The organism is Pseudomonas sp. NY15181 (assembly GCF_048068055.1).
In the GTDB taxonomy this organism is placed as follows: Bacteria; Pseudomonadota; Gammaproteobacteria; order Pseudomonadales; family Pseudomonadaceae; genus Pseudomonas.
Map to the genome: position 1 here is coordinate 716,806 of NZ_JBLUPT010000001.1, position 21,259 is coordinate 738,064.

The 21,259-nt window shown below is 67.1% G+C and carries 22 protein-coding genes; 11 read left to right on the forward strand and 11 right to left on the reverse strand.

The features are described from left to right. Positions 1-134: 134 nt before the first annotated feature. Positions 135-452 carry an Mpo1-like protein gene (locus tag ACNFBT_RS03310; protein WP_416746413.1) on the reverse strand — a complete coding sequence of 106 codons (318 nt, stop codon included), beginning with the start codon at positions 450-452 and terminating at the stop codon, positions 135-137. A gap of 136 nt (positions 453-588) precedes the next feature. Between ACNFBT_RS03310 and ACNFBT_RS03315 the strand changes: the two genes are divergently transcribed. After that, the gene (locus tag ACNFBT_RS03315) at positions 589-1,587 is read left to right on the forward strand and encodes an AraC family transcriptional regulator (protein WP_416746414.1); all 999 of its coding nucleotides are present in this window, start codon (positions 589-591) and stop codon (positions 1,585-1,587) included. A gap of 163 nt (positions 1,588-1,750) precedes the next feature. Here the strand turns inward: ACNFBT_RS03315 and ACNFBT_RS03320 are convergent, their stop codons facing one another. Further along, positions 1,751-3,205, reverse strand: a complete 1,455-nt coding sequence (locus ACNFBT_RS03320) for a TrkH family potassium uptake protein (RefSeq protein WP_416746415.1) — start codon at positions 3,203-3,205, stop codon at positions 1,751-1,753. 155 nt (positions 3,206-3,360) lie between these two features. Here ACNFBT_RS03320 and ACNFBT_RS03325 point away from each other — a divergent pair, with 155 nt between their 5' ends. After that, positions 3,361-3,732: a YkgJ family cysteine cluster protein gene (locus tag ACNFBT_RS03325; RefSeq protein ID WP_416746416.1), complete on the forward strand. Its 372-nt coding sequence runs from the start codon at positions 3,361-3,363 to the stop codon at positions 3,730-3,732. A 77-nt stretch (positions 3,733-3,809) separates the two neighbouring features. Beyond that, positions 3,810-4,370, forward strand: coding sequence for a nitroreductase family protein (locus ACNFBT_RS03330; RefSeq protein ID WP_416746417.1), 561 nt, complete (start codon positions 3,810-3,812; stop codon positions 4,368-4,370). Here ACNFBT_RS03330 and ACNFBT_RS03335 read toward each other — a convergent pair. From ACNFBT_RS03335 to ACNFBT_RS03365, 7 genes are all read right to left on the reverse strand, one after another. Continuing rightward, positions 4,351-4,824, reverse strand: a complete 474-nt coding sequence (locus ACNFBT_RS03335; protein ID WP_416746418.1) for a hypothetical protein — start codon at positions 4,822-4,824, stop codon at positions 4,351-4,353. The two genes, ACNFBT_RS03330 and ACNFBT_RS03335, sit on opposite strands and share 20 nt — an antisense overlap. Before the next feature lie 28 nt (positions 4,825-4,852). After that, complete coding sequence (locus ACNFBT_RS03340) at positions 4,853-6,187, reverse strand: sensor histidine kinase (protein ID WP_416746419.1); 1,335 nt, start codon at positions 6,185-6,187, stop codon at positions 4,853-4,855. 237 nt (positions 6,188-6,424) lie between these two features. Continuing rightward, positions 6,425-6,862 (reverse strand): Spy/CpxP family protein refolding chaperone, encoded by a 438-nt coding sequence (locus ACNFBT_RS03345; RefSeq protein ID WP_416746421.1) that lies wholly within the window; start codon positions 6,860-6,862, stop codon positions 6,425-6,427. A 157-nt stretch (positions 6,863-7,019) separates the two neighbouring features. After that, complete coding sequence (locus ACNFBT_RS03350; protein ID WP_416746422.1) at positions 7,020-7,697, reverse strand: response regulator transcription factor; 678 nt, start codon at positions 7,695-7,697, stop codon at positions 7,020-7,022. Between the two features lie 13 nt (positions 7,698-7,710). After that, on the reverse strand, positions 7,711-8,139 hold the full coding sequence (locus ACNFBT_RS03355) for a translation initiation factor 2 (IF-2, GTPase) (RefSeq protein ID WP_416746424.1): 429 nt from the start codon (positions 8,137-8,139) through the stop codon (positions 7,711-7,713). A 107-nt stretch (positions 8,140-8,246) separates the two neighbouring features. Next, a complete protein-coding gene (locus ACNFBT_RS03360; RefSeq protein ID WP_037011035.1) occupies positions 8,247-8,546 on the reverse strand; it encodes a YciI family protein in 300 nt (99 codons plus the stop codon). 1 nt (position 8,547) lies between these two features. After that, positions 8,548-9,141 (reverse strand): septation protein A, encoded by a 594-nt coding sequence (locus tag ACNFBT_RS03365; protein WP_416746425.1) that lies wholly within the window; start codon positions 9,139-9,141, stop codon positions 8,548-8,550. A 170-nt stretch (positions 9,142-9,311) separates the two neighbouring features. Here ACNFBT_RS03365 and ACNFBT_RS03370 point away from each other — a divergent pair, with 170 nt between their 5' ends. The 7 genes from ACNFBT_RS03370 (at position 9,312) to bglX (ending at position 17,276) form a co-directional block, all read left to right on the forward strand. Continuing rightward, positions 9,312-10,187: a PHP domain-containing protein gene (locus ACNFBT_RS03370; protein WP_416746427.1), complete on the forward strand. Its 876-nt coding sequence runs from the start codon at positions 9,312-9,314 to the stop codon at positions 10,185-10,187. After that, positions 10,184-10,813, forward strand: coding sequence for an L-threonylcarbamoyladenylate synthase (locus ACNFBT_RS03375; protein WP_416746429.1), 630 nt, complete (start codon positions 10,184-10,186; stop codon positions 10,811-10,813). The genes ACNFBT_RS03370 and ACNFBT_RS03375 overlap by 4 nt, the downstream gene beginning before the upstream one ends. A gap of 44 nt (positions 10,814-10,857) precedes the next feature. Beyond that, complete coding sequence (locus tag ACNFBT_RS03380) at positions 10,858-12,072, forward strand: tryptophan--tRNA ligase (RefSeq protein ID WP_416746431.1); 1,215 nt, start codon at positions 10,858-10,860, stop codon at positions 12,070-12,072. Between the two features lie 332 nt (positions 12,073-12,404). Beyond that, a complete protein-coding gene (locus ACNFBT_RS03385) occupies positions 12,405-13,217 on the forward strand; it encodes a segregation and condensation protein A (protein WP_416747192.1) in 813 nt (270 codons plus the stop codon). Then, a complete protein-coding gene (locus ACNFBT_RS03390) occupies positions 13,195-13,707 on the forward strand; it encodes a GNAT family N-acetyltransferase (RefSeq protein WP_416746433.1) in 513 nt (170 codons plus the stop codon). Before ACNFBT_RS03385 ends, ACNFBT_RS03390 begins: the two co-directional genes overlap by 23 nt. Positions 13,708-13,723: 16 nt before the next feature. Further along, positions 13,724-14,773, forward strand: a complete 1,050-nt coding sequence (gene scpB, locus ACNFBT_RS03395; protein WP_416746435.1) for an SMC-Scp complex subunit ScpB — start codon at positions 13,724-13,726, stop codon at positions 14,771-14,773. Between the two features lie 205 nt (positions 14,774-14,978). Beyond that, the gene (bglX, locus tag ACNFBT_RS03400) at positions 14,979-17,276 is read left to right on the forward strand and encodes a beta-glucosidase BglX (protein WP_416747193.1); all 2,298 of its coding nucleotides are present in this window, start codon (positions 14,979-14,981) and stop codon (positions 17,274-17,276) included. A 58-nt stretch (positions 17,277-17,334) separates the two neighbouring features. Here bglX and ACNFBT_RS03405 read toward each other — a convergent pair whose 3' ends face one another. Both ACNFBT_RS03405 and gap read right to left on the reverse strand, forming a co-directional pair. Continuing rightward, the gene (locus ACNFBT_RS03405; protein ID WP_416746437.1) at positions 17,335-18,117 is read right to left on the reverse strand and encodes a hypothetical protein; all 783 of its coding nucleotides are present in this window, start codon (positions 18,115-18,117) and stop codon (positions 17,335-17,337) included. A 149-nt stretch (positions 18,118-18,266) separates the two neighbouring features. Next, entirely contained in the window at positions 18,267-19,271 is a 1,005-nt protein-coding gene (gap, locus tag ACNFBT_RS03410; RefSeq protein ID WP_416746439.1) for a type I glyceraldehyde-3-phosphate dehydrogenase, read from the reverse strand. A 128-nt stretch (positions 19,272-19,399) separates the two neighbouring features. Here gap and edd point away from each other — a divergent pair, with 128 nt between their 5' ends. Then, the gene (edd, locus tag ACNFBT_RS03415; protein ID WP_416746442.1) at positions 19,400-21,226 is read left to right on the forward strand and encodes a phosphogluconate dehydratase; all 1,827 of its coding nucleotides are present in this window, start codon (positions 19,400-19,402) and stop codon (positions 21,224-21,226) included. Positions 21,227-21,259 lie beyond the last annotated feature (33 nt).

Genomic DNA, 21,259 nt, shown 5'->3' on the forward strand with positions numbered 1-21,259 from the left:
CGGAGTTTACTCGCAGTAAATGAGCATGACTCGCTCGCCCCTTCGGGGCCGCACTGAAGTGCGTTAGCCGCAAGCGGCTCCGAGACCGATTCCAACGCAGTTATGCCGACGCGCAGCAGATCGTAAGCAGGTTCTCAGAAGCGGATGCGCCCGGTGAAGGCGTCCTTGAGCATCACCCAGTCACCCATGAGGGACCACAGCGGGTACTTGAAAGTGGCCGGGCGGTTCTTCTCGAACACGAAATGCCCGACCCAGGCGAAGCCGTAGCCGGCAAACGGCAAAGCCAGCAGCCACAGCCATTGCCCGCTGACGATGGCGTAGGCGAGCAGGGACAGCACCAGCAGGCTGCCCACGTAGTGCAGGCGGCGGCAGGTCGGGTTGCTGTGCTCCTGCAGGTAGTAGGGGTAGAACTCGGCAAAGCTCTGGAAGCGATCGGCGGTCCGGGTGCTCATGGCGCACCTCCTGTTGTTGTGGTGGCCCAGTGTAGGCGCGGGCCTGCGGACTTGCGGATGACATAGGGGGCCAGTTTAGTATCCCGCTACGCCGCGCCTCTGGCGCGAGTCATCAGCATAACTAGAAGAATCGAGCATGCCTGAGCGTACAACCCTGTCGAGCTGGGTGCGGGGGATTGTCCAGTCGCTGGAGCTGGAAGGCCTGGATAGCCGTGCGTTGTTCGCCGAGCTGGGGCTGGATTTCACCGCCCTCGACGACCCCGATGCACGCTACCCGCAGGACGCCATGAGCCGCCTGTGGAACCGCGCGGTGGAGCTGTCCGGCAACCCGGCCATCGGCCTGAACATCGCCCGCGTGCACACCCCGGCGTTTCCGGTGGTGGGTTATGCGCTGATGTCCAGCCGCAACCTGGGCGAGGGCTTCGAACGCCTGGAGCGCTACCAGCGGATCATCGCCGAGGGCGCCGACCTGACCTTCCGCCGCCTGCCCGAAGGCTGCCTGTACCGCATCGTGGTGCATGGCGACCGCCTGCCGGTGCCCAGGCAGAGCGCCGAGTGTGCGCTGGCCAGCCTGATCAGCATGCTGCGCTGGATCACCGGGCGCCCGATCAAACCACTGGAAGTCCACCTGGCCGGCGAGCCGCCGCGGGATGCCGCGCCTTATCGCGAGCTGTTCCAGGCGCCGCTGGTTTTCGGCCACACGCACTGCGCCATGCTGTTCTCCCACGAGGACATGGGCGCGCCGCTGCCTACCGCCAACGAGGAGCTGGCGCGCCTGCACGACCGATTCGCCGGGGAGTACCTGGCCCGCTTCGTCAGCAGCCGCTTCAGCCACCAGACCCGCCAGGTGCTGTGCCGCCTGCTGCCCCAGGGCGAGCCCAGGCGCGAGAGCGTGGCGCAGGCGCTGTACCTGTCCGAGCGCACCTTGCAGCGGCGCCTGCAGGAGGAGGGCACCAGCTACCAGCAACTGCTCGACGATACCCGCCGCGAACTGGCCCAGCAGTACCTGGCCACGCCGCGCATGACGCTGCTGGAGATCGCGTACCTGCTGGGGTTTTCCGAGCCGAGCAATTTCTTCCGGGCGTTCCGCCGCTGGTTCGGGATGACGCCGGGGGAGTACCGGGAGGGGCTTTAGGCGCCGGTAGGGAAGAGCGTAGGGCGTATAACGTTCGACGCTATACGCCGATTGACCCTGGTCCCAAGGCGCTCCGAGCCTGGTCTTGGCACCAGCGATGGCATCAGGTGTATCGGCGTACAACCGCGAACGGTTGTACGCCCTACGCGTGGGTTCCCAGAACTCAGTGCCGCCAGAACGCCGGGGTGAACAGCACCAGCACGGTGATGATCTCCAGCCGGCCGAACAGCATGCCGGCGCTGAGCAGCCATTTGGCGGCATCCGGCAGCGGCGCGAAGTTGCCCGACGGGCCGATGATCGGCCCCATGCCCGGCCCCACGCCGGCCACGGTGCTGGCCGCGCCGGTCAGCGCGGTCATCCAGTCCAGGCCGAGGAACGACAGGCCCAGTGCAAGCATGCCGACGGTGCCGCCGAAGAAGAACGAGAAGGTCAGGATCGAGCGGACGATCTCTTCGTCCAGGCGGTGGCCGTTGTAGCTCTGCTTGATCACCGCGCGCGGGTGGATCAGCTGGTAGAGGCTGGCGCGCAGCAGGGTGAAGGCGACCTGGAAGCGGAAGATCTTGATGCCGCCGGCGGTGGAGCCGGAGCAGCCACCGATGAAGCCCAGGTAGAAGAACAGCATGATCGAGAAATGCCCCCACAGGCTGTAGTCGCCCAGGGCGAAGCCGGTGGTGGTCATCACCGAGGTGACGTTCACCGCGACGATGCGGAAGGCGTCCTGCCAGGCCAGGTCGGAGTTCACCGCATACCAGGTGCCCATCACCAGCCAGGTGAACAGCAGTATCGCGAGGAAGCCATGGACCTGGTGGTCCTTGAGCAGCGCCTTGCGGTGGCCGCGCAGGGTGGCCACGTAGAGCACGAAGGGAAGGCTGCCGAGGATCATGATCACCACCGCCACCCAGTGCACCGCCGGCTGGTGCCACTTGGCCAGCGACTGGTCGGAGGTGGAGAAGCCTCCGGTGGAGATCGCCGACATGGCGTGGTTCACCGCGTCGAACAGGCCCATGCCGGCCCACCAAAGGGCCAGTGCGCCGAGGATGGTGATGCCCACGTACACCCCGACGATGTACTTGGCCACCATGTGCGAGCGCGGCATGACCTTGTCGGAGCGGTCCGAGGACTCGGTCTGGAACAGGCGCATGCCACCGATGCGCAGCATCGGCAGGATCGCCACCGCCATGCCGATGAAGCCGATGCCGCCCAGCCAGTGCAGCAGCGAGCGCCAGATCAGGATGCCCGGCGACATGCTGTCCAGCCCGCTGAGCACGGTGGAGCCGGTGGCGGTGATGCCGGACATGCTCTCGAAGATCGCGTCGGTGAAGCTGATGTGCCGGGCGAACATGAAGGGCAGGGCGGAGAAGAAGCAGACGATCACCCAGCTCGACACCGTGAGCATGTACATGTCCCGCGGGCGCAGGTGCACTTGCTCCGGGCGGCCGGGGAGGACCATGCCCAGTCCGCAGGTGAACGTGATGATCGCGGACCAGATGTAGGGATGCAGTTCGCTGCCGCGCCCGTAGTAGAGCAGGGTGGCCATCGGGATCAGCATGGCGACGGCCAGGGTGATCACGAAGATGCCGATGATGAATCCTAGGGTGCGTAGTGTCGGCAGGGCCATGCGGCGGAGCTCGGGTGTCGGGGGAACCGGCCATTCTACCTGCCGTCGGGCAAGTGTAAACCGAGTGAATCTGCCCTCTTCACAAGCGCAACGGGATGGATAGAATCTTGCGCAGCCCGCCGGCGCTCGCCGGTTTCTCTGGTGCATCCGCATCCATGTCCAATAACAATCCGTGTCTGAATTGCGGCGCCTGCTGCGCGCATTTCCGTGTGTCCTTCTATTTTGGCGAGTGCCAATCCTCCGGTGGCGTCGTGCCGGATGATCAGGTCGTCCAGGTCAGCCCCCACATGGTCGCCATGCGCGGCACCGAAGTTCGCCCGGTGCGTTGTGTCGGCCTGCTCGGCGACGTCGGCTGCGGCGTACGCTGCACGATGTACGAGCAGCGCTCCTCGACCTGCCGGGAATTCGAAGCGTCCTGGACCGATGGCGTCCACAACCCCAACTGCGATGCCGCCCGCGCCGCCTACGGGTTGCCGCCGCTGACGCCGCCGGTGATGCCGACACTGTCGCCGGACCGGGTAGCCTGATGGCGCATCGAGCGCTGGGAAAATGCGAACCCTTTGCGTCTACAATGGCGCCTTTCGAGTTTGTCTGGAGGTAGCCCATGGAGGCTCTCGACGCGTTGCACAACCGTGTATCCCACGCTCGCCTGGGTGAGCCGGCGCCGTCCGCCGAACAGCTGGATGGCCTGTTCCGTGCCGCGCTGCGTGCGCCGGACCACGGCCAGCTGCGCCCCTGGCGCTTCCTGACCGTGGAAGGGGATGCGCGCGCGCGCCTGGGCGAGTTGTTCGCCCGTGCGTTGCAGGCGGAGCAGCCTGACGCGGCACCCGAGGCGCTGGCCAAGGCGCGGGCCATGCCGATGCGCGCGCCGACCCTGGTGGTTGCCGTGGCGCGCCTGCAGGAGCACCCGAAGGTGCCGGAAATCGAGCAGTGGCTGGCCGCCGGCTGTGCCGCCTACGGCATCGTCGAGGCTGCCTATGCGCAGGGGCTGGGCGCGATGTGGCGCACCGGCGCCATGGCGTTCGATCCGTTCGTGCGGGAAGGCTTGGGGCTGGCGGCCAACGAGCGCATCGTCGGCTTCATCTACCTGGGCACGCCGATCGGCGAGCTGCGCCGGCCGACACCGCTCGACCCGGCGGCCTTCGTCAGCGCCTGGCAGGGCTGAGCGGCAGCCCCAGGCGAATCTTCCAGCCCTTGCCGTGGGCGCGCCACAGCAGGCGTCCGCCCTGCCAGACGGCAAGGCGCTGAGCCGGGCGCAGGGCGTCCGGCAGCCAGGCCCGCGCCTGCGGGTCGTGGCCCTGCAGATCCACTCTCAAGAGCCCCCGCGTTGAGCTGAGCGTCAGCTCCAGCGCGGCGTTCGGCCGTCGCTGCAGCGCGGCCTGCAACAGCGCGTCCAGTGCCCCGCGCAGGGCCTCGGGCCAGCTTTCCAGTGGCCAGGTGCCCGATTGCGGCAGGTTCAGGCGCAGGCCGGGCCAGCGCTCGCGCCACTGCGCGGCCAGGCGCGCCAGTTCAACGGCCAGTACCAGGCTCTGCGGGTCGTCCGGCGGGGCGCCGAATGGCCGCGCGACGGGCGGCACGGGGGCTTGCGGGAACGGGGTAGCCAGGGCGGGAAAGCTCATGCTGGGTCTCCGGAAATCGGGGTGTCGCTCAGGCGGCAGGCCGGTGAAGAGGCAGGTCGAGGCTGGCCTGGAAGCCGCCGTCGGGATGATTGCCCAGGCGCAGCCGGCCGCCGTGGCGTTCGATGGCGCGGCGGGCGATGGCCAGGCCCAGGCCATGGCCGGGGCTGCTCTGGTTGGGCGCGCGGAAGAAGGGCTCGCCCAGCTGCGCCAGGTGCTCCTCGCTGGCGCCGGGGCCGTGGTCACGCAGGTTGATGTGCAGGCGTTCGCCGTCGACCTGGGCGTGCACCTCCAGCGGCCGCTCGGCGGGATTGAAGCGCAGGGCATTGCGCAGCAGGTTGTCGAGGGCGCGTTCGAGCATGTCGGGCCAGCCGTCCAGCGCCAGGTCCGGCGCGATATCCAGTTGGATCCGCTGGTCCGGGTAAAGCAGCTGGGCATCGTCGCGCAGGCGTTCGAACAGCGGCAGCACGTCGATCCGGCTGGCCGGACCGGGGTCGGCGTCAAGGCGGGCGAGGGCGAGGATTTCGCTGATCAGTGCCTCGAGGCGATCGCATTCCTGTTCCAGGCGCGGCCACATGTTGGCGCGCTCCTCGGGCGTGGCGCGCTCGGCCAGGGCCAGGGCGATGCGCAAGCGCGCCAGCGGCGAGCGCAACTCGTGGGAAACGTCGCGCAGCAATTGGCGCTGGCTGCTGATCAGGCGCTGCAGGCGGGCGCCCATGCGGTTGAAGTCGCGCGCCAGCACGCCCAGTTCGTCGCCACGGCGCGACAGGCGGGCGAGGCTGTCCTGTTGGTAGGCGGTCTGGCCGAGGTCATGCACGGCGCGGCGCAGGCGGTTCAGCGGGCGGGTGATGGAGAGCGTCAGCAGCAGGCTGAACACGGTCAGCACCACCAGGGCGATGCCCAGCGCGCTGAGCGGCCAGAGCAGGCTGCTGCGATGCCAGGCCTGCAATGCCGGGTGGGGAATGCGGTAGATGAACAGGAAGGTCTGGTCGGTGCGCGGGCTGACGTATTCCTGGCTCAGTTGGCGCCAGGGGAAGCGTGGCAGGTTTTCCCGGTTGAACGAGCCATCCGGTCGGGGCGGGCGCGGCAGGTAGGTGCCGTTGACCAGGCGCTGGCCACTCTCGTCGAGCACCTGCACCGAGAGTTCGTACTGCTGCCGGCGGCTCTCCAGCAATTGCTGCGCGGCGCCCGGACCTTGCGTCTCGTAGAGCAGGGTCCATTGCCGGGCGAGGTCATGCAGGCCGGGGTAGCGGGCGATGACCCAGGTGTCCTGGTTGAGGGCGCGGCCCAGCAGGATCGACAGTCCGGCCACCAGCAGCAGGGCGAGCCAGAAGGCAGCGAGGATCCGCCAGAAGAGTGAGCGCATGGTTTTCCTGTTCAGCCGCATGGGGTATCCGTAAGAGCCTGTTCGCGATCTGCTGCGCGTCGGCATAACTGCGTTAAAAACAGGCTCGGAATGCTCATTTACAATTCGTAAACTCCGCTTCCTCGCCTGTTTTTGCCTTGTTCTGCTCTAGCTCGCGAGATCGTGAGCAGACTCTTAGGGGCGCCATCGACAGCAGGACGCCGGGAATATCCCGGCGCCTGTGCCTTGGCTGGACGATCAGTTGGTCGTGGCGCCTTTCTGGGATTTCTCCCATTCGGCGTGGCGCTGCTCGCGTTGCTGTTTCAGTTCGTCGAACTTCTTCTGCTGGTCGGGCGTCAGCAGGCCGCGGATGCTGGCTTCAGACTTTTCGCGGTTGGCCTTGAGCTCTTCCTGCATGGCCTTGCGGTCGGCTTCGGGCAGCTTGTTCCAGTACTTCTCGGTGATCTCGTGGCGATTCTTCATGGAGTCGCCCATCAGCTTGCCGATCTGCTGGCGCTGGTCCTGGGTCAGGTTCAGTTCGCGGAACATACCGCCGCGTTCGCCACGCATCATGCCGTGTTCATGGTCTTTCATGTACGGGGCCGGCGGCGGAGCGTCGGTCGGCGCGGGAGTGGCCGCCAGTGCGACGGTCGGCAGGGCGGCGGCGATCAGCAGGGCGGTCAGGGTCTTGCGCATGGTGTTTCTCCTTTCAGGGACCGGTCGTTACCGGATGGGCCCAGTCTAGGGTCGGCAAGGTCAAGGGCGGTCAGTCACAGGTAAAGCTTCGGTAAAGATTACGTGAGGTGTCGCTACGAACTTTACGAAAGCTCCCGCCGGGGCGCTTCGGGGCGCTTCAGGGCGCGTAGAAATACCCGCGGCCGCGCAGGGCGAGGATGCGCGGGCGGCCGTCGTGGTGGCCGCCGAGCTTCTTGCGCAGGTTGCTGACGTGCATGTCGAGGCTGCGGTCGTACAAGGTCAGCTTGCGGCCCAGCGCGAGCTGCGCCAGGGCCTGCTTGTCCAGCGGCTCGCCCGGCTGGCGCAGCAGGGCTTCGAGGATGCGGCTCTCGGAGAGGGTGAGGCTGATCTCTTCCGTGCCGATGGTGGCCACGCCGCGTGACAGATTCAGCGCCAGGTCGCCCAGTTCCAGCTGGGCGCTGGGCTGCGCGGGGTGGCTGCGGCGCAATACGGCGCGCAGGCGGGCGGTGAGTTCGCGCGGGTCGCAGGGTTTGGCCAGGTAGTCGTCGGCGCCCAGTTCCAGGCCGAGGATGCGGTCCAGCGGTTCGCCGCGGGCGGAGAGCATCAGCACCGGCAGGTCCGGGTGCTCGCCGCGCAATTGCTTGAGCAGCTCCAGCCCGCTGCCGTCGGGCAGCATCACGTCGAGCACGACCGCGTCCGGGGCGCGACTGGCCAGCGCGGCGCGAGCTTGTGCGCCGTCATGGGCGGCGCGGATGCTGAAGCCTTCCTGGACCAGCCAGGTGCCGAGCAGCTCGCAGAGCTCGCGGTCGTCGTCGATCAGCAGCAGTTCACTCATGAAATCGGTTCTTTCAGTTGATCCATTCGCGGCGTTGCCGGCGGCGACTGCCACGGCTCAGCGCGCCGAGGAGGAAGGCGAGCATGGCGGTGGCGCCACCGGTGACGTACCAGGTCTGCTGCTCGGTCAGCAGGCGCGGCGGCTGTTGCGACTGGGTTTCGCGCAGTTGCAGCTTCAGCCGCTGGTTCTCCTGGCGCAGACGGCCGATGGCGGCTTCGTCCTGCCGGTTGTCCCGATCTGCGGACTGGGCACTCAGTCGGGCCGCCAGCGCCTGGCGTTGCTGCTCGCTCTCGGCCAGGCGGCGTTCGAGGTCGCTATGGGCGCTGGTGCTCGCCGCGTCGATGACTTCGACAGCGGCGGCCGGCGGCTGTTCCGGAGTGGGGTCTTCGGCCTGGGCCACCAGGGGCAGGGCGAGACAGACGAGCAGAGGCAGACGGCGCATCGGGACTCCTTGTTCGATGATGGTCCGCCGTACACGGCCGTCCCGGCGGTGTCCGGCTGCGATTCCCCGCGAACGTCCTTGCCGCGGGGCTGCAACGGGGGATGCGGTTACGGCAGGACTTTCTTGAACGGCTTGACCACGACCTCGGCATAGACGCCGGCGGCGCGGTAGGGGTCGGCGTCGGCCCAGGCTTGCGCTGCGGCCAGGGAGTCGAACTCGGCGACGATCAGGCTGCCGGTGAAGCCGGCGGCGCCCGGGTCGTTGCTGTCGATCGCCGGGTGCGGGCCGGCCAGTACCAGGCGGCCTTCTTCCTTCAGCTGCTCCAGGCGGGCGATGTGCGCGGGGCGAGCGGCCAGGCGACGTTCTTGGGAAGCGGTGATATCACGGGCAATGATCGCGTAGAGCATGTCAGTCCTTGGGTTTTTCGCCGGTAGGTTCGTCGTGCATGTGGCGGGCCAGGAACACGCCCTGGCCGATCAGGAACAGCAGGGTCATGCCCAGGCTGCCGAACACCTTGAAGTCCACCCAGATGCTCTGGAAGGTGAAGGCGACGAACAGCTGGACACAGCCGCAGATCAGGAAGAACAGCACCCAGGCGACGTTCAGTTTCGCCCAGAGGGAATCGGTGAGCTGCACCGCGTGGCCCATGATCCGCTGGATCAGCGGTTGGCCGCCGATGAAATGGCTGCCGGCGAAGGCCAGGGCGAACAGCCAGTTCACCACCGGCGCCTTCCATTTGAGGAAGGTTTCGCTGTGGAAGGCCAGGGTCATGCCGCCGAACAGCAGGCAGGCGGCGAGGGTGACCCACTGGCCCTTGTCCAGCTTGCGCTGCTTGATCAGCAGGACGCCGTAGACCACCACGGAGGCGGCGATCAGCACGGCGGTGGCGCTGTAGATGCCGCCGACCGAGAAGCTCTGGCCGGCGAATTCGACGTTGCGCGGGTCGAGCTTGTAGACGAAGAAGAACAGAATGAGGGGGATGAAATCGATGAATTGCTTCATTACGTCAGCCAGAGCCTGGTAGAGCCGGCATAATACCAACCTGCCGGTGAACTGAAAGCCTCATCCGCCCAACGCCGCACCCGCTCATGGTTTCAATCGATTACCGGGAGAGCGGGCGCGCATAAGCGTCTATACAGAAATAAACCGCCCCCAGCCTACGGAACCCCTGCATGCGAGTTGACCTGCACTGCCACAGCACCGCGTCCGACGGACTTCTCAGCCCGACGGCCCTGGTCGAGCGCGCCCATGGGCGCGGCGTGCATGTGCTGGCGCTGACCGACCACGACACCCTCGACGGCCTCCCCGAGGCCCGCGAAGCCGCACGTCAGTTGGGCATGGAGCTGGTCGATGGAGTGGAACTGTCATGCACCTGGGGCGGGGCGACCATCCATGTGCTGGGCTATGGCTTCGATCCGCTCGCCGAGTCGCTGGTCAAGGCGCTGGACGACCTGCACCGCGCCCGCTGGACCCGCGCCGAGGAGATCGGCCGGCGCCTGGAGGCCAAGGGCATGCCCGGCGCCTTCGAAGGCGCGCGGGCGGTACAGGGCGAGCTGGGCGACAGCGAGAATGCCCCGGCGCGCCCGCACTTCGCCGAGTTCCTGCTGCGCCAGGGCTACGTCAAGGACCGTGCCGAAGCCTTCCGCAAGTGGCTGGGCGCCGGCAAGCTGGGCGACGTCAAGCAGCACTGGCCTTCGCTGGCCGACGCGGTTGGCACTCTGCGTGACGCCGGCGCCTGGATCAGCCTGGCGCATCCCTACCAATACGATTTCACGCGCACCAAGCGGCGCAAGCTGGTCGCCGACTTCATCGCCGCCGGTGGCCATGCCATCGAAGTGGTCAATGGTCCGCAGCCGGCGGAACAGGTCGGCGTGCTCAGTATCCTCGCCCGCGAGTTCGGCCTGATGGTCACCGCCGGCAGCGACTTCCACGGTCCCAGCGACTGGTCCGAGCTGGGCCTGTACCGCGCGGTGCCGGATGACCTGCCGCCGCTCTGGCCGCGATTCGCTCGTGCGGACAACGTTCCAGGGAACAAGGAGATTCAATGAGCCAGTTCTTTCAGGTCCACCCGGAAAACCCCCAGTCGCGCCTGATCAAGCAGGCGGTGGAGATCGTCCGGCAGGGTGGCGTGATTGCCTATCCCACCGACTCCTCCTATGCGCTGGGCTGCCGGATCGGCGAGAAGTCAGCGGTGGAGCGCATCCGCCACATTCGCCGGCTGGACGACAAGCACAACTTCACCCTGGTCTGCCGCGACCTCTCCGAACTGGGGCTCTACGCCAAGGTCGACACCGGCCTGTTCCGCCTGCTCAAGGCGCATACCCCGGGGCCTTACACCTTCATCCTCAACGCCACCCGCGAGGTGCCGCGCATGCTGCTGCACCCCAAGCGCCGCACCATCGGCCTGCGCGTGCCGGCCTGCCCCATCGCCCTGGCGCTGCTGGAGGAACTGGGTGAGCCGCTGATGAGCGTCAGCCTGATTTTGCCGGGGCAGACCGAGCCGATGAACGACCCGTACGAGATGCGCGACCTGCTGCAACACCAGGTGGACCTGATCATCGATGGCGGTTACGGCGGCGGCGAAGCCTCCACGGTGATCGCGCTGACCGACGAGGACCCGGTGGTGGTACGCGTCGGCTGCGGCGATCCGGAACCCTTCATGGTCAGCGCCTGAACCTATACTGGGCTCTCCATTCGCCGATTCCGCGAGGTTGATCTTTGGCCAGTGTCGATTCCGAGCGCCGCGTGCTGTCCGGCATGCGCCCCACCGGGCGCCTGCACCTGGGGCATTACCACGGCGTGCTGCAGAACTGGGTGAAGCTGCAGCACGAATATGAATGTTTCTTCTCCATCGTCGACTGGCACGCCCTGACCACCGAGTACGACGAAACCCATAACATCCGCCAGCATGTGCGCGACATGGCCATCGACTGGCTGGCAGTGGGCGTCAGCCCCAGCGCGGCGACGATGTTCATCCAGTCCCAGGTGCCTGAGCACGCCGAGCTGCACCTGCTGCTGTCGATGATATGCCCGCTGTCCTGGCTGGAGCGGGTGCCGACCTACAAGGAGCTGCAGGAAAAGCTCAGCCACAAGGACCTCTCCACCTATGGCTTCCTGGGCTATCCGCTGCTGCAGGCGGCGGACATCCTGATCTACCGCGCCGGCTGGGTGCCGGTGGGTTCCGATCAGTTCGCCCACGTCGAGTTCAGCCGCGAGATCGCCCGCCGCTTCAACCATCTGTACGGCGGCGAGGACGACTTCGAGGAGCGGGTGCAGACCGCCATCGGCCGCCTGGGCAAGAAGACCGGCAAGCTCTATTCCAGCCTGCGCCGCACCTGGCAGGAGCAGGGCGACGCCGAGGCCCTGGAGACCGCGCGGGCGCTGCTCAAGGAGCAGCAGAGCCTGACCCTGGGCGACCGCGAGCGCTTGTTCGGCTATCTCGAAGGCAGCAGCCGGCTGTTGTTGCCCGAACCGCAGACCCTGGTCAGCCACGCCCCGAAGATGCCGGGGCTGGATGGTCACAAGATGTCCAAGTCCCACGGCAATACCGTCGCCCTGCGCGACAGCCCGGCGGAGGTGGAGGAAAAGATCGCGCGGATGCCCACCGACCCTGCGCGGGTGCACCGCAACGATCCGGGCGACCCCGAGCGCTGCCCGGTGTGGCAGTGGCATCTGATCTACTCCGACTCCGGTTGCCAGCAGTGGGTGCAGGAGGGTTGCCGCAGCGCCGGGATCGGCTGTCTGGACTGCAAGCGACCGCTGATCGAGTCGATCCAGCAGGAACTGAGGCCGATCCAGGAGCGCGCGCTGGACTACGAGGACAACCCGGAGCTGGTGCGCAGCATCCTCGCCGAGGGCGCCGAACATGCCCGCGAGACTGCCCGCGAGACGCTGGTGGAGGTGCGGCATGCCATGGGGTTGTCCTACCGCTGATATACGCTTTCGTAGGAGCGAGCTTGCTCGCGAAAAAGCCCCGTCGCAGAGTCCGGTTCGCGAGCAAGCTCGCTCCTACGGGAATCCCCTGCACCGCACGATGCGATGTGACACCGTCCATTCCTTCCGCCATTTCCCCCACCCACGGCGGGTAAAAGCAGGGATAATGCCGCCTGTATCCCCCAGAGCCTGACGAGTGGCCGATGAGTGACCTGACCGAGCCGGACGATCCTTCCAGCGCCACTGAATACCGGGCCCCGGTACAGCTGGCGCTGGTCTACGGCGAGGCCCTGACCGAGCTGCCGCAGGACCTGTACATCCCGCCGGACGCCCTGGAAGTCTTCCTCGAAGCCTTCGAAGGTCCGCTCGACCTGCTGCTTTACCTGATCCGCAAGCAGAACATCAACATCCTCGACATCCCGGTGGCGGAAATCACCCGCCAGTACATGGGCTACGTCGAGCTGATGAAGTCGGTGCGCCTGGAACTGGCCGCCGAGTATCTGGTGATGGCCGCCATGCTCGCCGAGATCAAGTCGCGCATGTTGCTGCCGCGCTCGGCCGAGGCCGAGGAGGAAGAGGATGACCCGCGCGCCGAGCTGATCCGACGGCTGCAGGAATACGAGCGCTTCAAGAAGGCCGCCGAGGACCTCGACACCCTGCCACGCCTGGGCCGCGACATCATCCTGCCCTCGGTCGCCGCGCCGGATGCGCGGGCGCGCAAGCTGCTGCCCGATGTCGACATGCAGGAGCTGATGCTGTGCATGGCCGAGGTGCTGCGTCGCGCCGACCTGTTCGAGAGCCATCAGGTCACCCGCGAGATGCTTTCCACTCGCGAGCGCATGGCCGAAATCCTTGAGCGCCTCAAGGGCGAGGGCTTCGTGCCCTTCATCACCCTGTTCCGCGTCGAGGAGGGCAAGCTCGGCGTGGTGGTGACCTTCATGGCCGTGCTCGAACTGGTGAAGGAGCAACTGGTGGAGCTGGTGCAGACTGCCGCCTTTGCACCGATCCACGTGCGCGCCCGTGCTGAGAGCACGGAAGGCGCCCCGTCCGCCGAAGCCGTGCAGGAGGAAGGCGAGGGGGCCTTCGAACCCGAGGAGGCAGTGCCTCCGGAGCCGACATTCGATGACCTTGAAGATTCGCTCTGAACAGCCTGGCGACCACGCCGCCATCGACGCCCTGTTGCGCGCGGCGTTCGCCGACCATCCGCACAGCCGGCAGACCGAGCACCTGCTGGTGCAGGCCCTGCGCGAGGAGGGCGCACTCAGCCTGGCGCTGGTAGCCGAAGAGGCCGGCGAAGTGGTCGGCTACCTGGCCGCCTCGCCGGTGACCCTCGACGGCCGAGCCATCGGCTGGCTGGGCATGGGCCCGCTGGCGGTGCTGCCGGCGCGGCAGAAGGCCGGCATTGGCGCCGCGCTCGCCAAAGCCTGCCTGCAGCGCCTGCGCGCCGACGGCGTGGCCGGCTGTGTGCTGGTGGGCGATCCGGCTTACTATGCGCGCTTCGGCTTCGTCGCCGATGACACCCTGGTTTTCCCCGGCATCCCCGCCCAGTACTGCCAATGCCTGCGTCTGACCGCTGAGGCACAGACGGTGCGCGGCGAGGTGGCCTACCACCCGGCCTTCACCCGTTTCGGCTGACCCACTGAGCGACTCGATGAACCTGTCCGACCCCAAAGAACTGGCGACCCTGCTCGAAGGCATCCTCCTGGCGGCCGGCAAGCCGCTGTCGCTGGAGCGCCTCGGCGAGCTGTTCGAGGAGGCCGAGCGTCCTGAGCCGCAACAGTTCCGCGATGCGCTGGCAGTGCTGTCGCTGTCCTGCGCCGGCCGGGCTTTCGAGCTCAAGGAAGTGGCCACCGGCTACCGCCTGCAGGTGCGCGAGAAGCTTGCGCCCTGGGTCGGCCGCTTGTGGGAGGAGCGCCCGCAGCGCTATTCCCGCGCCCTGCTGGAGACCCTGGCGCTGATCGCCTACCGCCAGCCGATCACCCGGGGCGAGATCGAGGAGATCCGTGGCGTCGCGGTGAACACCCAGATCGTCAAGACGCTGATGGAGCGCGAGTGGATTCGCATCGTCGGCTATCGCGAGGTGCCTGGCCGCCCGGCGATGCTGGCGACCACCCGGACCTTCCTCGACTACTTCAACCTGAAGAGTCTGGAAGAGCTGCCGCCGCTGGCCGAGCTGAAGCTGATGGAGCCCGAGCCCCAGCCGATCCTCGAGGACATGGCGCCGACGGTCAGCCTGCCAAGCCCCGAGGAGTACGACGAGGACTACGTTCCGCCGTCGCTGCAGGCGCTGGCCGACCAGGCGCTGCGCGATGTCGGCGAAGAGCCGGAACCGGCACCGCCGGAGGAGCCGAAGGAAGAAACCAGCTTCCGCAGCCTGCTCGCCGAGCTGGACGAGATGGAACAGGGCCTGAAGACCGATTTCGACGACCTCATCGACCTGCCGCCGGTGGACGCAGAGGACAGTGGCGTGGACGCCGATTTCAGTGGCGTGCACGCGCTGCCCGAGGTCGAGTCGCCGGACGAGGCGCAAGCGACCGCCGAGGGTGAGACCGATGTCGAGGCCCAGGCGCCCGCGCCGCAGCCGCCGGCGCCTGCGCCTGCGCCGTCTGTAGCGGAAGAGGACGAATGGGACGAAGAGCGCGCCCTGCGCGAAGCCATGCGCGAGGAAATGGAGTTCAACGCGCGCAATCGCGACCATTGATGCGCGATCTTCAGCGATTTCCAGCCGCCCGGTGATTGACTTCCGTCTTCGCCGCGACGACCTTATGTGCCGCGTTCGCAAGGCGCTGGCGGCAACACCCGGGGATGCCGCCCGATCAACCGCCCTGACGACGTCTCTCGACAACATTCCACAGTGACCTGGCGTTTCGCGCAGGCTGCTGAGTACCCATATGAAAACAACACCAATCAGCCGTATCTCCTGGCTCGGCCTCCTGCTGGGCCTGAGCAGCGCTTCGCTTTCCGCAGCCCAGGCTCCTGCCGTAGCGCCCGCCGTGCCGCTGCCTGGCCAGTCGAAGGACGCCTTCATCGACAGCCTGATGCAGCGCATGACGCAGGAAGAGAAGATCGGCCAGCTGCGCCTGGTCAGCGTCGGTCCGGACCATCCCAAGCCGGTGCTGCTGGAAGAGATCGCCGCCGGCACCACTGGCGCGGTGTTCAACACCGTGGTGCGTCCGGGCATCCGCGATCTGCAGGATGCGGCCATGAAGAGCCGGCTGAAGATCCCGCTGTTCTTCGCCTATGACGTGGTCCACGGCCATCGCACCGTGTTCCCCATCGGCCTGGGCCTGGCGGCGAGCTGGGACCTGGCGTCCATCGAGCGCAGCGCCCGCGTCTCGGCCATCGAGGCCAGCGCCGACGGCCTCAACCTGACCTATTCGCCCACCGTCGATATCGCTCGCGATCCGCGCTGGGGGCGCGTCTCCGAAGGCTTCGGCGAAGACGCCTGGCTGACCAGCAAGGTCGCCGCCGCAGTGGTCAAGGGCTACCAGGGCAAGGGCCTGAACCAGCCGGAAACCATCATGGCCGGGGTCAAGCACTTCGCCCTGTACGGCGCCGGTGAAGGCGGCCGCGACTACAATACCGTGGACATGAGCCCGCAGCGCATGTTCCAGGACTACCTGCCGCCGTACCGCGCCGCCATCGATGCCGGCGCCGGCGCGGTGATGGTCTCGCTGAACAGCGTCAACGGCGTGCCCGCCACCGCCAACACCTGGCTGCTGCAGGACCTGCTGCGCGGCCAGTGGGGCTACAAGGGCCTGACCCTGAGCGACCACGGCGCGGTGGGCGAGCTGATCAAGCACGGCGTGGCCGCCAATGAGCGCGACGCCACCCGCCTGGCGATCAACGCCGGCGTCGAAATGAACATGAACGACGACCTCTACGGCAAGCACATGCCCGAGCTGCTCAAGGCCGGGCTGATCAGCCAGGCCGAGATCGACCGCGCCTGCCGCGACGTGCTCGCCGCCAAGTGGGACATGGGCCTGTTCAAGGACCCGTACCGCTACCTGCAGGGCTCCGACCCGGTGAATACCGACGCCGAGTCGCGCCTGCACCGTGCCGACGCCCGCGAGATCGCGCGCAAGGGCATGGTCCTGCTGAAGAACGAGGGTGGCGTACTGCCGCTCAAGCGTGACGGCGTGATCGCCCTGGTCGGCCCGCTGGCCGACAGCAAGCGCGACGTGATGGGCAGCTGGTCCGCCGCCGGCAAGGCCTTCCAGGCGGTGACCGTGCTCGAAGGCATGGGCACGGCGACCCGCGGCAAGGCCGCGCTGCTTTATGCCAAAGGCGCCAACGTCACCGACGACGCAGAGATCATCAAGTACCTCAACGAGTACAGCGAGGACGTCAAGGTCGACTCCCGCAGCCCGAAGGCGATGATCGACGAGGCCGTGGCCAAGGCCAAGCAGGCCGACGTGGTGGTTGCCGTGGTCGGCGAGGCCCAGGGCATGGCCCACGAGGCATCGAGCAAGACCAACCTGCACATCGCGCAAAGCCAGATCGAGCTGCTCAAGGCCCTCAAGGCCACCGGCAAGCCGCTGGTGCTGGTGCTGATGAACGGCCGCCCGCTGGACCTGCGCTGGGAAAGCGCCAACGCGGACGCCATCCTGGAAACCTGGTTCAGCGGCACCGAGGGTGGCAACGCCATCGCCGACGTGCTGTTCGGCGACTACAACCCGGCGGGCAAGCTGAGCATGACCTTCCCGCGCTCGGTGGGCCAGGTGCCGATCTATTACAACCACCTGAACACCGGCCGCCCGTTCGACCACGAGCACCCGAACAAGTACACCTCGCGCTACTTCGACTCGCAGAACGGCCCGCTGTACCCCTTCGGCTTCGGCCTGAGCTACACCGACTTCAGCGTCTCGGACGTGAAGATGTCGGCCAGCAAGCTGAAGAAGGGTGACCAGCTGACCGCCAGCGTGACGGTGAAGAACACCGGCAAGGTCGCCGGCGAGACCGTGGTGCAGCTCTACCTGCGCGACGTCGCCGCTTCCATCAGCCGTCCGGTGAAGGAGCTCAAGGGCTTCAGCAAGATCATGCTGCAGCCGGGTGAGTCGAAGGTGGTGCAGTTCCCGATCCGCGAGGAGGACCTGCGCTTCTACGACAGCCAGCTGCGCTACGCCTCGGAGCCGGGCGAGTTCAAGGTCTACGTCGGCCTGGATTCGGACAACGTGAAGGAGCAGAGCTTCACGCTGCTCTAATCGCCACTCGCGCCACAAAAGAAAACGCCACGGCTCGATGAGCCGTGGCGTTTTCTTTTCAGGTCGCCGTGTTCGCCAGCTTTCTGGCCCGGCGCCCGATCATCCAGCGCAACGCACCCTGCACCAGCACCGACAGCAGCGCCGCTTCGGCGAAGCTTTGCAGGGTGTCGACCTGGGGCAGCCGCAACGCCAGCCACAGGCAGAAGGCGCCAAAGGCCGGCCGCCCGGTCACCATGCCACGCAGCAGTACGATGACGAAGCCTGAGCCATTAAGCCGCTGCGACGACACGCAGAGCACGATGGAGAGCAGCGGGAACACCGCCAGCAGACCGCTCCAGCTCGGCCCGGCCCAGCCGGCGAGGGCGGTGACGGAGAGCGTCAGCAAGGCACCGGCGAGCATGCGCAGGCCGAGCTCGAAGCGTCCGATGGGCGAGAGGGTTGCTGGCAGCTCCGCCCGCGGCATGAACAGCTGGCTGGTCAGTGTGCCCAACGCCGCCGCGCCCAGGGCCCAGCCGGGCAGGGTGGGCAGTTGCGTCAGTCCCCAGGCGGCGATCAGCCAGGCCAGCATCGCGCCGCACAGCGCCGGCGGCCATGGGTGGCGCCGGCAGATCCAGGCATAGGTGAAGTTGAACGCCTCCGACGCGAAGATCGCGGCCAGCGCCAGCAGCGCGGCCTGGGCGCCGAAGTCGCGGCCGTGCTCGAGGGTGATCAGATAGAGGATCGGCCCGGTGATCGCGGGCAGGGTGGCGAGGCAGCCGGCGACGGCGGGGCCCCACCAGCGTCCGGAGAGCGAGATCAACAACAGGAACAGCGGAACCAGGGTGAGCTTGAGGGCGAGCATGGGGACGGTGGATTTGTGTTCGTAGGGCGTATAACGCTCCGCGTTATACGCCGATTGGCCTTGATTTCAGAGCGATCCAGGTTCGATTGGGGCGCCAGCGATGCGCGCAGTGTATCGGCGTACAACCGCGAACGGTTGTACGCCCTACGTCAGCCTCGCGCGACCCACATCGCCCGCGCCGTATCCAGCATGCGGTTGGAGAAGCCCCACTCGTTGTCGTACCAGGCCATCACCTTGACCAGCCGGCCGCTGACTCGCGTGTGGCTCGCATCGAAGATGGCGGAGTGCGGATCATGGTTGAAGTCCACCGAGACCAGCGGCTGGCGGTTGAAGCCGAGGATCGCCGACTCCTGGCTGGCGCGCTCGAACATTGCGTTGACCTCCTCGACACGGGCCGCGCGGGCGACCTGCACCGTGAGGTCCACCAGCGACACATTGATCACCGGCACCCGCACCGCCAGACCGGTCAGCTTGCCGGCCAGCTCCGGCAGCACCAGGCCCACCGCGTCGGCGGCGCCGGTGCGCGTGGGGATCATCGACTGGGTGGCCGAGCGCGCCCGGTACGGGTCGCTGTGGTAGACGTCGGAAAGGTTCTGGTCGTTGGTGTAGGCGTGGATGGTGGTCATCAGCCCATGTTCGATGCCCAGCTCACGATGCAGCACCTGGACCACCGGCGCCAGGCAGTTGGTGGTGCAGGAGGCGTTGGAGACAATGCGGTGCGTCGGCCGCAGGATGTGTTCGTTGACGCCGTAGACCACCGTGGCGTCCATGCCCTGGCCCGGCGCCGAGACCAGCACCTGGCGCGCGCCGGCGTCGAGGTGCGCGGCGGCCTTGTCGCGGGCGGTGAAGAGACCGGTGCATTCCAGCACGATGTCCACTTCCAGCGCCCTCCAAGGCAGCTCCGCCGGGTTGCGGACGGCCGTGACGGCGATGCGGTCGCCCTCTACGCTGAGGCTTTCCGCGTCATGCTCTACCTGGCGTGGGAAGCGCCCATGCACGCTGTCGTACTGCAGCAGGTGAGCGTTGATCGCCGCATCGCCCAGGTCATTGATCGCCACCACTTGCAGGTGCTGGCGATAGGGGCCCGAGTAGAGTGCGCGGAGGACGTTCCTGCCGATGCGGCCGAATCCGTTGATAGCCAGGCGTATAGTCATGAAGGTCGTCTCTTTTCTTTTGTTGTGGTAAAAAACATTAAATTTCTGCTTCGAAGAAAAGTAAACGCTTTGTAATCGAAGATTATGTTGTAAAAACAACAACTGTTAGTCTTTAGGAGAATGCTGCCATGCACCCCCGTGTGCTCGAAGTCACCCAGCGCATCCAGGCCCGCAGCGCGGCGACCCGCCAGCGCTATCTCGACCTGGTCAAGGCAGCCGCCACCAAGGGCCCGCACCGCGGCACGCTGCCCTGCGGCAATCTCGCCCACGGCGTAGCGGCCTGTGGCGAGTCGGACAAGCAGGCGCTGCGGCTGATGAACCAGGCCAACGTCGCCATCGTCTCCGCCTACAACGACATGCTTTCCGCGCACCAGCCGCTGGAGCGCTTCCCAGTGCTGATCAAGGACGCCCTGCGGCAGATCGGCTCGGTCGGCCAGTTCGCCGGCGGCGTGCCGGCCATGTGCGACGGCGTGACCCAGGGTGAGCCGGGGATGGAACTGTCCCTGGCCAGCCGCGACGTGATCGCCATGGGCACCGCCATCGCGCTGTCGCACAACATGTTCGACGCCGCGCTGTGCCTGGGCGTGTGCGACAAGATTGTCCCCGGCCTGCTGATCGGTTCGCTGCGTTTCGGCCACCTGCCGGTGGTGTTCGTGCCGGCCGGCCCCATGCCCACCGGTATCTCCAACAAGGAGAAGGCCGCGGTGCGCCAGCTGTTTGCCGAAGGCAAGGCCACCCGCGAGGAACTGCTGGCCTCGGAGATGGCCTCCTATCACGCGCCGGGCACCTGCACCTTCTATGGCACCGCCAACACCAACCAGTTGCTGGTGGAGGTGATGGGCCTGCACCTGCCGGGCGCCTCCTTCGTCAATCCGAACACCCCGCTGCGCGATGAGCTGACCCGCGAAGCCGCCCGCCAGGCCGCGCGTCTGACCCCGGAGAACGGCCAGTTCGTGCCCATGGCGGAGATCGTCGACGAGAAGGCCATGGTCAACTCCGTGGTGGCGCTGCTGGCCACTGGCGGCTCGACCAACCACACCCTGCACCTGCTGGCCATCGCCCAGGCCGCCGGCATCCAGCTGACCTGGCAGGACATGGCCGACCTCTCCGAGGTGGTGCCGACCCTGGCGCGCATTTACCCGAACGGCCAGGCGGACATCAACCACTTCCAGGCGGCGGGCGGCATGTCCTTCCTGATCCGCCAGCTGCTCGACGGCGGCCTGCTGCATGAAGACGTACAGACCGTGGTCGGCAAGGGGCTGCGCCGATACATCCAGGAGCCTTTCCTCGACGACGGCAAGCTGGTGTGGCGCGAAGGCCCGGCGGCGAGCCTGGACGAGAACATCCTGCGGCCTATCGACAAACCCTTCTCCCCCGAGGGGGGGCTGCGCCTGATGGAAGGCAACCTCGGCCGTGGCGTGATGAAGGTGTCTGCCGTGGCGGCGGAACACCAGATCGTCGAAGCGCCGGTACGCATCTTCCACGACCAGAACAGCCTGGCCGCCGCCTTCAAGGCCGGCGAGCTGGAACGTGACCTGGTTGCCGTGGTGCGCTTCCAGGGGCCGCGCGCCAACGGCATGCCGGAGCTGCACAAGCTCACGCCGTTCCTCGGCGTACTGCAGGACCGTGGCTACAAGGTGGCGCTGGTGACCGACGGGCGCATGTCCGGCGCATCCGGCAAGGTGCCGGCGGCCATCCATGTGTCGCCTGAAGCCCTCAATGGCGGCCCGCTGGCCAGGCTGCGCGACGGCGACGTGGTGCGCGTCGACGGCACCACCGGCGAGCTGCGCGTGCTGGTGGATGCGGTGGAATGGGACGCCCGCCCGCTGGTCGAAACCCCGGCCATCGATAACCTTGGCATGGGCCGCGAACTGTTTGCCTTCATGCGCCAGGCCTTCAGCCCGGCGGAGCAGGGGGCCTGCAGTTTCACCGCCGAACTCAACGGTTCGCTCTGAGACACGAGCCGCCCACGCGATGCCTGTTCGTCG